This is a genomic window from Gallibacterium genomosp. 2 (genome assembly GCF_000771895.1).
Taxonomy (GTDB): Bacteria; Pseudomonadota; Gammaproteobacteria; order Enterobacterales; family Pasteurellaceae; genus Gallibacterium.
In genome coordinates, this window is sequence record NZ_JPXY01000007.1 from 94,755 (window position 1) to 106,597 (window position 11,843).

9 protein-coding genes are annotated in these 11,843 nt (G+C 39.3%); 4 read left to right on the forward strand and 5 right to left on the reverse strand.

Going from position 1 to position 11,843, the window contains the following annotated elements; genetic code table 11:
- Positions 1–22: 22 nt before the first annotated feature.
- From cysE to P375_RS01570, 5 genes are all read right to left on the reverse strand, one after another.
- Positions 23–811, reverse strand: a complete 789-nt coding sequence (cysE, locus tag P375_RS01550; protein ID WP_039133564.1) for a serine O-acetyltransferase — start codon at positions 809–811, stop codon at positions 23–25.
- A gap of 8 nt (positions 812–819) precedes the next feature.
- Positions 820–1,824, reverse strand: coding sequence for an NAD(P)H-dependent glycerol-3-phosphate dehydrogenase (gene gpsA / locus P375_RS01555; RefSeq protein WP_039133567.1), 1,005 nt, complete (start codon positions 1,822–1,824; stop codon positions 820–822).
- Between the two features lie 115 nt (positions 1,825–1,939).
- Positions 1,940–2,458 (reverse strand): protein-export chaperone SecB, encoded by a 519-nt coding sequence (gene secB, locus P375_RS01560; RefSeq protein ID WP_039133570.1) that lies wholly within the window; start codon positions 2,456–2,458, stop codon positions 1,940–1,942.
- A 23-nt stretch (positions 2,459–2,481) separates the two neighbouring features.
- Positions 2,482–2,925: a rhodanese-like domain-containing protein gene (locus tag P375_RS01565; RefSeq protein ID WP_039133573.1), complete on the reverse strand. Its 444-nt coding sequence runs from the start codon at positions 2,923–2,925 to the stop codon at positions 2,482–2,484.
- Positions 2,926–3,089: 164 nt separating this feature from the next.
- The gene (locus P375_RS01570; protein WP_039094662.1) at positions 3,090–3,773 is read right to left on the reverse strand and encodes a 2,3-diphosphoglycerate-dependent phosphoglycerate mutase; all 684 of its coding nucleotides are present in this window, start codon (positions 3,771–3,773) and stop codon (positions 3,090–3,092) included.
- 231 nt (positions 3,774–4,004) lie between these two features.
- Here P375_RS01570 and envC point away from each other — a divergent pair, with 231 nt between their 5' ends.
- The 4 genes from envC to tamB all read left to right on the forward strand — a co-directional run bounded on the left by envC (position 4,005) and on the right by tamB (position 11,840).
- The gene (gene envC / locus P375_RS01575; protein ID WP_245176408.1) at positions 4,005–5,165 is read left to right on the forward strand and encodes a murein hydrolase activator EnvC; all 1,161 of its coding nucleotides are present in this window, start codon (positions 4,005–4,007) and stop codon (positions 5,163–5,165) included.
- Between the two features lie 14 nt (positions 5,166–5,179).
- The gene (locus tag P375_RS01580) at positions 5,180–6,001 is read left to right on the forward strand and encodes a divergent polysaccharide deacetylase family protein (RefSeq protein ID WP_039133580.1); all 822 of its coding nucleotides are present in this window, start codon (positions 5,180–5,182) and stop codon (positions 5,999–6,001) included.
- A 128-nt stretch (positions 6,002–6,129) separates the two neighbouring features.
- Positions 6,130–7,869, forward strand: a complete 1,740-nt coding sequence (gene tamA, locus P375_RS01585) for an autotransporter assembly complex protein TamA (protein ID WP_084598477.1) — start codon at positions 6,130–6,132, stop codon at positions 7,867–7,869.
- Positions 7,866–11,840: an autotransporter assembly complex protein TamB gene (tamB, locus tag P375_RS01590; RefSeq protein ID WP_039133582.1), complete on the forward strand. Its 3,975-nt coding sequence runs from the start codon at positions 7,866–7,868 to the stop codon at positions 11,838–11,840. The genes tamA and tamB overlap by 4 nt, the downstream gene beginning before the upstream one ends.
- Positions 11,841–11,843: the final 3 nt, after the last annotated feature.

Consider the following 11,843-nt stretch of genomic DNA (forward strand, 5'->3'; position numbering starts at 1 on the left):
TTTTTTGTTTTATTTATTGCTTTTATTCACAATTAAAATATTGATTCATTTCTAACGCCGGTTTTGCTTTTTTATCTTGCCCTATCTGTTTTGCAGGCACGCCCGCTACCGTAGAATAAGCTACAACCGGATGTAACACTACCGAGCAGGCGCCAATTTTGGCATATTCACCTACTTCGATATTTCCTAAAATTTTTGCACCAGCACCAATCATCACCCCTTTACGCACTTTAGGGTGGCGATCACCAACTTCTTTTCCTGTACCGCCCAATGTCACATCTTGCAAAATAGAAACATCATTCTCTATCACAGATGTTTCCCCAATAACAATACCTGTGGCGTGATCTAACATAATACCGTGACCAATTTTTGCTGCCGGATGAATATCAACATCAAACGCAACAGAAATTTGATTTTGTAGATAAATTGCTAATGCTTTCCGTTGTTTCTGCCATAAGTGGTGAGTGATACGATAACTTTGCAACGCGTGAAATCCTTTTAAATAAAGTAATGGTGTAGAATAAAGTTCCACTGCCGGATCGCGAACTCGTACAGCTTCAATATCGTGAGCAGAACTTTCAATAATTTTTGGATTTTCCCGATAAACTTCATCAATAATTTCACGCAATGAGATCGCTGGCATTGTCGAGCTAGATAACTTATTCGCTAAAATATAACTTAGCGCCGTACCCAAATGTTGATGCGTTAAAATTGTTGAATGGAAAAAACTTGCCAATGAAGGTTCTTGTTCTGCGAGTAATTTTGCTTCATCTCGAATGCTTTGCCAAATCCGTTGTAATAGTACCGACATAGATACCCCTATTCACTTTTCTTTTCTCTTGATAATAAATTTGCTGCTGCTTCAGTTGCAGTTAACCCACAGAATAGCATTTGATAAATTTGCTCAACAATCGGCATTTCTACCTGCTGTTGTTGTGCTAATCGATAGGCCTCCTGTGTGTTGAAATATCCTTCTACAACTTGCCCAATTTCCTGCATCGCTTGTTCTACAGAATAACCTTTGCCTAACATCATTCCAAAACGGCGATTACGAGATTGATTGTCGGTACACGTTAAAACTAAATCACCTAAACAGGCCATTCCCATAAATGTGTGTGGTTCTGCACCTAAAGACAATCCTAAACGTGAAATTTCTGCTAAACCACGCGTGATCAATGCTGTTCTTGCATTCGCTCCATAACCGATACCATCTGAAATACCAGCACCAATTGCGATCACATTTTTAATCGCTCCACCCAACTGCACACCAATCATATCCGGATTCAGATAAACGCGGAAATGTTTACTGCAATGAATACGTTCCTGTAACGCTTTGGCAAAAGCCTCTTCTGTTGAAGACAGCACAATAGCAGTCGGCAAGCCTGAAGCCAGTTCTTTAGCAAATGTCGGCCCTGATAAAACAGCCAATGGCATATTATTTCCTAAAATATCTTTCGCTACCTGATGTAACAAGCGTCCGCTATTATGTTCCAAACCTTTACTTGCCCAAATAATACGATGTTGCGGTTTTAATAAGGGCTTAATCTGCTTTAAAACATCGGCAAAAACGTGACTCGGCACAACGATCAATATATCTCGGCTGTTTGCAACTGCTGTATCCAATTCAGTTTCAATTTGTAATGCTTTCGGAAAAGTAACACCGGGCAAAAAACGTTCATTTTGCCGTTGTTGTGCCAATTTTCTCATTTCTACCGTATTTCGCCCCCATAATATTGTTGGCAAGCCATTTCTCGAAAGTGCTATCGCTAATGCTGTTCCGTAAGAACCAGCACCAATTACGGTAATGGGTAAAAATTCTGTCATAACTATCGCTTTTATTTGATTAGTGTTAAACAAAGGATAGACGAAAGAGAGAGGATTTCAATAAGATTTTAGAAAAGAGGTGAAAAAGCATCTCCGAAGAGACGCTTTTCAGGAATTAATTTACAGTTTCCGTTTTTTGTTCTTGAGCAGTCTCCGCCTGCGCTGCTTGTTGACGTTGCAAATATTCAACAAATAAAGCATCAAAATTAACCGGTGCCAAATTTAATGCAGGGAATGTGCCTCGATTAACTAAATTTGAAACTAATTCTCGAACATATGGAAACAACATATTCGGACATTGTGAAGTTAATGCGTGAGCTAACTGCATCTCTTCTAAACCGCTGATAGCGAAAATACCTGCCTGTTTTGCTTCACAAATAAAGGCAACAGTATCAGTACCTTCCAGTTTGGTTTCAATAGAAACATTAAGTACCACTTCATAAAGATTTTCTGCTAATACATTTGTTTCTGTATCCAAATCAAATTTTAAGACCGGTTTCCATTCCTGTTGGAATAAATGAGGTAAATTCGGTGCTTCAAATGAGACATCTTTTACATAAATGCGTTGAATCTGCAACATTGGTTGTGCTTGTTGTTCTGAACCTTGTTCTGCTGTTTTATTTTCTTCTGCCATCACTAATTTCCTTTTTTATCTAATCAACTTTTTTTAACAAGAGGTAAATTCGCTGCTCGCCAACCTTGGATTCCCTCTTTTAATGAATAAACCTGCTTAAAACCTTGTTTATACAACTGCTCTGCTGAACCGCGTGAAGTCATTCCTGAAGCACAAACAACAATGACCGGTTGCTCTTTGTACTGCTCCAATTTACCAAGATTATGCTGTTTAATATCGCTTGGTAACACATTTTGACTGCCTGCGATATGGCCACGCAAAAACTCTTCAATACTACGTAAATCAATAATAACGGCATTCTGTTTATTAACTAATTGTGACAAAGTCGCTTGATCAATCTCTTTTGCACCAGAAACGGCACTTTTTACAAAAACATAAATTGTCCCGATAAATACGACAATCCACGCAATAACCATCACCGTATGTTGAGAGGCAAACGCTATTGCCTTCGGCATAAATTCTTCCATTTATTTTGATCTCTTATCTTATTAATGGTTAAAAAGTTGAATAAGTATAACCTTACTCTATAGAATTAAACAATCGAAACATCATTTTTCCGGAAAAAATCTCAACAAAAATAAAGCACTTCTCTACATTATGCAGAAAAGTGCCTATTTCTTTTAATTAAGCATTAAAGATAATATTTTTTAATTACTTTCAAATCATCGCTTAATTCATAAACTAAAGGCTGTCCAGTTGGGATCTCTAAATCCATAATGCCTTCATCAGAAATACCTTCTATGTGTTTCGCCAAAGCGCGAAGTGAGTTACCGTGAGCCGCAACCAATACTTTCTTACCAGATAATAATGCTGGTGCAATTTGATCTTCCCAGAAAGGTAACACACGATCTAAAGTTACTTTTAAATTTTCACAATCAGGCACTACATCCGCCGGCAAATGTTTATAACGGCGGTCATTATGTGCTGAATTAGGATCATCTTTTGCTAATTCAGGCGGCAATACATCATAAGAACGACGCCAAATGTGAACTTGTTCATCACCAAACTCTTCCGCAGCTTCTTTCTTATTTAAGCCTTGTAAACCACCATAGTGACGTTCATTTAAACGCCAAGTTTTAATTTGTGGAACCCATAACTGATTAGATTCTTCCAAAACAAGGTTACAAGTTTTAATCGCACGAGTTAATACGGAAGTAAATGCGATGTCAAATTCAAAACCAGCTTCTTTTAATTTACGACCTGCCGCTTTTGCTTCTTCAACCCCTTTTTCACTTAAATTAACATCGCGCCAGCCGGTGAAAAGATTCAATGCATTCCATTCACTTAAACCATGACGAATAAACACTAATTGCATAATGATTCTCCTAAAAATTAGATCAAAAAACTGCACTCTTTATAACAAAATTTGATTACTTTTAAAATAGAACGGCTTCGCTTTTATTAGAATTGCTGATCTTTAACAAAAAAAATTCTAAAATAGCACCAAATTATTCTGTTTTTTATCATTATCATTGTTTGAATTATGTTCAATACCCGTTTTACTGTTCAGTCTTTATGCCACCTAATATTGTGTTCATTATTACTAATGAACAGCAATATCGGCTATGCAGTAAATGATCTTGCATCAATTCAGCAACAAATAAAACAACAAGAACAAAAGATTGCTCAGCAACAGCAAGAAAAAAGCCAGTTACAGTCACAACTAAAATATCAACAACAAAAGATTGAAAAAATTAGTGATCAACTGCAACAAAGTAGAGATGAACTAAAAACAATTCAACGCAATATTCAAAACGGGCAAAAACAAATTCGCCGATTACAACAACAAGAACGCGAACAAAAGCAACAGCTGGCACATTTGCTTGATTCTGCTTACCGTAAAAATTTACAACAACACGAAATTGAGAAAATGTTCTCTCAAGAAGCACGCGACAGTGATCGAATGAATACCTATGTGAAATACATTAATCAACAAAAAATCGCATTGATTCAGGATCTTAAACAGACTCAAGAACAGCTAAAGCAGCAACAACAGCTAGTTAAAGAACAGCAACAACAGCAACAACAGGAAATTAACAAGCAACGCCAGCAACAGCGTTCATTACAGCAAGTTAAGAACGAACACCAATCCACATTAGCCAAATTAAATCGCAGCCTAACCGCCAATCAAAATAAATTAACGCAATTAAAAGAGAACGAAAACCGACTACGCCAAGAAATCGCTGCGGCGGAACGAGCTGCTAAACAACGAGAACAACAGGAACTGGTCTCTTTACAGAAAAAACAGAAAAAAGCGGAACAGGAACATCAAACTTATAAACCGACAGAAAAAGAGCAACAGTTGGTTGGGAGAGGAAATGGTCTCGGAGCGGCACGCCGTCAATATATAATGCCGGTTTCCGGACGAGTAAGTAACCGCTACGGCTCAATTCAAATGGGAGAAATCCGCTGGAAAGGCATTGTTATTCAAGCCAATCGTGGTGCAAATGTGAGAGCCATTGCTCCGGGCAAAGTGATTTTAGCTAATCGTCTTCAAGGTTATGGTTTGGTCATTGTGATTGATCACGGTCGAGGTGATATGAGCATCTACGGTTATAACAGTACATTGCAAGTCCAAAATGGCGATGTGGTCAGTGCCGGTGAAACTATTGCTCAAGTTGGGCAAAATGAAGACGGTCGTGCAGCACTCTACTTTGAAATTCGCCGTCAGGGTGAACCAGTAAATCCATCACATTGGTTAAAGTAATAGCGGAGTTAACAGTGAAATATTGCATAAAATGTCTTCTTGCGTTATTAATGCTGTTCAGTTTGTCACCTAATGCTGCTCAATTAGCTATTGTGATCGATGATATTGGTTATCGTCAGCACGAGGACAATGCTATTTTTGCACTACCTTTAGCCGTCAATGTTGCTATTATCCCTTCCGCACCTTATGCACAACAACGTGCAAAACAGGCTCATCAGCAAGGTCGTGATACTTTAATACATATGCCAATGCAAGCTAAAAGCAATATAAAACTAGAAGCCAATGGCTTAGTGCTTGGGCTAACACCATCTCAAGTTTCATATCGTATTGATTTAGCACAAAATATTATTCCCAATGCTATCGGAATGAATAATCATATGGGAAGTGCCGCCACTTCCGATAGCGGTTTAATGCATATTTTAATGCAACAATTAGCACAAAGAGGATTATCATTTCTGGACAGTAAAACCATAGGTAATAGTGTTGCTGTCAAAATTGCCAAACAATATGGTGTTAGTGCGTTAGAGCGTAATATTTTTCTTGATGATAATAATGAATATGACAATATACAGCGCCAATTCCAACGAGCCATTCAATATGCAAGAAAACATCAAACCGCTATTGTTATCGGACACCCTAGAAAAAATACTATTGCCGTGTTACAGCAACAGTTATCCCATCTTCCAGCAGACATTGAATTAATCAAGATCAGCCAACTTTGGCAACAATCTCCCCAATTACTACAGCCATTTAATTTCTGGTTTAGTGATATTCCTGCACCAACATCAAAGCCACCATTCTATTTTCAAGAAAATTTACGAGGAATTCCGCAGTAAAATTAGGTTTAATTCTTGAAAATTCAGTCATATATTGTTACCGTTTACGCTATTTTTAAATTTTCATTTAATGATACTAATAGTAAGAAATTAATTTCGATAGTGAACAATAATCCAGAGGTTCGGTAATGATGAAATGGCAAAAAATATCTTTCTCTCTTACAATTTTATTTGCCGCCCTATCTGCTTTTGCCGATAAGCCGATAACCTTAAAAGTGGAAGGTATCAAAAATAAAACCGCCTATAATAATGTGATGGTACATCTCTCTTCACTAAAAACTATCCCGGTGGAAAATTCAGATCGTTATTATTATTTGGCAAGTAAAACGATTGATGAGGCACTACGTGCTGTTGGTTATTTTAACAGCAAAATTGATTATCAATTTGTGCCTCAACCTAATGCGAAACAGGATCTTCTGATTGCCAGCGTTGCATTAGATGAACCGGTTAAAATTGCTGAAATTCAAGTGCAACTATTGGGTGATGCAGAAAAGGATGAGAATTTCCTTGCGTTACAAAAACAAGTGCCTAAATTAGGCACTGTCCTCAATCAAGGTGTTTATGATGATTACAAAGCGGAATTAGAAAAAGTGGCGCTTGCAAAAGGCTTTTTTGATTATCAATTTTTAACGCATCGTTTAGCCATTCTACCTTCTGCTCACGAAGCTTATTGGCAGCTGGCTTTCGACAGCGGTAAACGTTATCGCTACGGTAACATTCGTTTCCAAGGCTCACAAATTCGAGAAGATTATCTGCGTAATATTCTTGCCATCCAAAGCGGCGATCCTTATTTAATCAATGATCTTTCTGAATTAAGCACCGATCTCTCCGCCAGCAACTGGTTTAAATCCGTTTTGGTTCAACCTAACATTGATAAACAGAGCAAAAAAGTCGATCTTGATGTTTTAGTTCAGCCTCGTCTAAAAAATAGTTATGAGATCGGGATCGGTTACGGCACAGATGTGGGGCCGCGTTTACAATTCGGCTGGAATAAACCGTGGATTAACAGTCGGGGGCAAAGTTTTTCTTCCAATTTTTATATCTCCGACCCGAAAAAAACAATTGAGGCAACTTATAAAATTCCTCTGCTAAAACAACCGCTTAACTATTATTATGAAATTTCAACCGGTTATGAAGAGGAAAAGAAAAACGACACTGACACCTCCGGCTTAACCCTAGCTATTCTGCGTTATTGGAACCGAGAAACCGGTTGGCAAAACTCGTTTGGTGTAAGAGCACGTTATGATAACTTTACCCAAGCAAATGTTTCCAATCGCACTTTATTAATTTATCCAACTGCCGGCTTTAACCGTACTCGTGTTCGTGGTGGATTGTTCCCTTATTGGGGCGATTCACAGAAAATCACGCTTAACTGGGGAAATAAAGCTGTCGGTTCCGATGTCGATTTTTATTCAGCTATTGCCTCCACCTCTTGGATTCGAACTTATGCCGAAAATCATCGATTTTTAACACGCGCAGAAATTGGCTATCTTTCAACCAATCAATTCGACAAAATTCCGCCGGCACTGCGTTTCTTTGCCGGTGGCGATAGAAGTATCCGTGGTTATGGTTACCATAAAATCTCACCGAAAGACAAAAATGGTGAATTAACGGGGGCAAATCGACTTTTTACCGCCAGCATCGAATATCAGTATCAGGTTAAACCAAAATGGTGGGGGGCTATTTTTTATGACACCGGTTTTGCTTCTGATCGTTTTGCTTTCAATGACTTACGCAAAGGTGCCGGCATCGGTGTGCGCTGGAACTCGCCTATCGGTGCAGTCAAATTTGATATTGCGACCCCGATTAATGATAAAGACGACAGTAAAAATATCCAATTTTATATTGGCATAGGAGCAGAGTTGTGACAGATAATTCGAAACATTCCGAAACAGAAGCTAACAATAACGAACAAACTGCTTCAACTGCGATAAAGAAAAAACCGTTCGTTAAATTGATTAAATGGTCTGCAATCAGCCTGTGTGTGATTGTGATTTTACTGTTTACCACGATTATCTCGTTGCTAAACAGTGAAACCTTGCAGCACAAACTGCTCGCACTGCTCGATCAGCAAATGGAACCGCTACAAATTGCGGAAGTAAAAGGGAATTTACAGCAAGGATTAACATTATCCAACCTTACTTATCACGCTGACGGCATTGCGATTACCCTGCCAAAAACGCAGTTACAGCTGACAGCACAATGTTTATGGCGACTGACAGTTTGCATCAATCAGTTCAGCCTGCAACAGCCGCAAATTACGATTGATACGACATCGCTACCGCCGAGCGAACCGGATGACAATCAATCCAATAGTGGTTTTGCAATGCCGATTGGCTTAAATCTGCCACAAATTGAGATCAATCAACTTGCACTTAAAATCGACAATCGCTTGATCACACTCGATCATTTTTCTACCGGCTTGCAAGCAAACCGCAGTAACCATTTTCATCTGTTACCGACACAAATCAATGGTTTAAACGTTATCGAAACTGTGGAAAATCAGCTTTTGCAAAAATTGGAACAACTTGATGTTACAAATAAGCCAACGCAAGAAAAAGAAGTTGAAAAACCAATGGATTGGCAAACGTTAAAACAGGCTTTAAATCAGCCATTATTGGATAAAAAGCAAACACTAAAACTGCCTTTTAGTGTTGAAATCGATACCATTTCCGCCAAAAATTGGCTTTATCGCCAACAAAATGCCAAAGGAAAACAGTTATTGGAGCAGAAACTCAGTGAATTGATATTGAAGGCAAACAGCGATGATCAACAATTCAATTTAGCTAAACTCTATTTACGCAGCACTATTGCCGATCTTGATGGTCAGGGGCAGCTACAATGGCGCGATAATTATCCACTTCAATTCACGCTGAAAGGAGAATTTCATCAACAAAAAATCCGCGATGAAAAAGGTGAACAACACACATTTCCAAACAGCCATTTAACCGTCACGGCCGACGGTGAACTGTACGCTAAAACCAACATTAACGCCACTATTAGCGGTGTGGCGGATGCCTCGCTATCATCACAGCTTGAATTAACCGCAGCAAAAACACCGTTTAGCTTGGATTTGGCGATTCAACAGGCAAAATATCCGCTGTTCTTAAGTAAAAGCGAAAATCCGGCAACGGATCAGATCCGTTTAGTGAAAACGAAATTGAATGTTGTCGGTGATCTGTTGCACTATCAGGCGACTCTACAAGGCAACGTTGAGGGAATGCATTCCCCGACGGTTGATCTGGAATTGAACGGTGAGGGATCGATTGGTGATTTTCGTATCCAATCAGCCCATCTGTCCGGTTTAGGCGGCAGTGTTGATTTGCAAGGTTACACCTCTTGGCAAAATGAGGTCATTTGGGATAGCCGGCTACAATTAAAAAACCTTAATGTTTACCGCTATTTTCACAGTGTAGATTGGTTGGCAACCCTCTCCGGCGAGTTGGCTTCTTCCGGCAAAGTCGATGCTCAAGGCTGGCAAGTGGATATTCCGGTTATCAATCTCACCGGCAGTGCCAATAATCGCCCAATTAACATTCAAGGCGATCTTGCCCTCAGCAATCAAATTCCGCTTCTTAGTAAAGGATTTCAATTCGATTATGGGCAAAATCATCTCCTTTTAAAAGGCAAATTGTCGCAAGATTCACAATTTGATTTAACGCTTAATGCACCTGATTTTAGCGGACTTTATCGAGGTTTAGATCTTGCCGCACAAGGTGAGATCCGGATCAGCGGTGATATTCAGCAGCCGGAACTGGATCTCAACCTTGATATTGCGAAGCTCAAATTTGATACGCTTTTACTACAAAATGCTGATATCAAAGGTAAAATCCAAAGCGATCAACAAAATATTCGCGGCAATCTTGCGTTAAAACTGGCGCAATTTAAGTTGGGAGATGCCGTGCAACTGACGCAATTACAACTCAATGCTAAAGGTGATGAAAAAAATCATCAGCTCAATTTGCGTTCTCAAGGCAAACCGGCAGCGTTAAATGTTGATTTACAAGGTAGTTTTGATCGCAATGCCGAACGCTGGCAAGTCAATCTTAAAAACGGCAAAATCGACACGCTCATCGGACAATTCAATGCCGATAAAACCATTAATGTCGATTACCTCAATCAAAAACAGCAGGCAACCATTTCCGCACATTGCTGGAATAACAGCAGTTTACCGCTCTGTTTTCCGCAAACCTTTACCGCCGGAGTGAGCGGTCATATTCCGTTTAAATTGCAACAGGCGGATTTACGCTTCCTAAAACCATTTCTTGGCGACAATACGCAGCTGAATTCTCGTTTCAATCTTGATGGTGAGGTAAATTGGTATCAGGATAAACCATTTGATGCCAAACTGAATTTAGACAGTAATAGCTTGTCATTAGTGCAAAAACTGGATTATCGCCGTTTTGCATTGAATTTGGACAGAATATTGCTGAAAAGCACGATCAAAGATAACAATTTGAAACTGAACAGCGATATAAAAATTCGTAATAACGGCGAAATCAGCACCGAACTCACCTTAACCGATCTGTTGGACAGCAAAAAATTGGGCGGGAAGGTGCAATTCAAAGCCTTACAATTAGCACTGATTAAGCAGTTGTTAAATTCCGGCGATCAGCTTGACGGCAGAATTAATGCGGATTTGAGTCTGGCAGGAACGGCTTCCTCACCACAATTACACGGCAGACTGGCATTAACGCAATTAACAAGTTCTATGCCTGCATTACCGTTTAATATCAAGGATGGTTTTGCCAATCTGAATTTTAACGGTAGCCATTCAACAATGAAGGGTGAAATCATCACTCAAGAGGGTACATTGCACTTAAAAGGCGATAGCAGTTGGCAAATGTTGGATCACTGGCAGGCTAATTTAAGTGCGAAATCAGACGGTCTGTCGCTCACTATTCCGGAAATTGCAAAATTGACCGTAGTTCCCGATATTCATCTGCACGCGCAACCACAACACTTGAATATTGAAGGCAAAATCGATATACCTCGAGCTAATATTGACATTGAACAATTACCGGAAAGTGCGATTACAGTTAGCAACGATGAAGTGATTTTAGAACAGAAACCTAAACTTTCTGCGGATCAGCGTTTAAATCGTTTCAGCCAAAAAACGAATGCATTTTTATCCACTAATATTAATATCAGTTTAGGAGAACGCGTTTTAATAAAAGCTTATGGCTTAAAAAGCCGTTTAGATGGTGTACTGAATTTACGTCAACAAGATAACCAACTCGGTCTTTATGGTCAAATTAAATTACTGAACGGGCGTTTTGCTTCTTATGGACAAGATTTGCTCGTGCGTAAAGGTGAAATTATCTTCTCTGGATTACCATCACAACCAACTTTAAATATTGAGGCAATTCGTAACCCAACCGCAATGGAAAATAGTAATATTACTGCAGGCATTCGTGTTACTGGTTTAGCAGAATCGCCTACCATTCAAGTGTTCTCCGAACCCTCAATGTCACAAGATAATGCGCTTTCCTATTTACTCACAGGTAGATCGCTCTCTTCTGACGGCGGCAACTCAGGTGCTTCGCTCGGTGCGGCACTCATCAGTATGAGCCTCTCGAAAACAGGTAAAGCGGTCGGGCAAATTGGAGAAACATTCGGTATCCGTAATTTAAACTTGGAAACACAAGGTCTAGGAGATCAATCACAAGTTGTAGTTAGTGGTTATTTGACACCGCGTTTGCAGGTAAAATATGGGGTAGGATTATTTGAACCATTAGCTGAATTAACACTTCGCTATCGCTTATTACCGAAATTATATTTACAATCCGTATCAGGGACATCTCAAGCTGTTGATCTCTTATATCAATTTGAACGTTAAAGG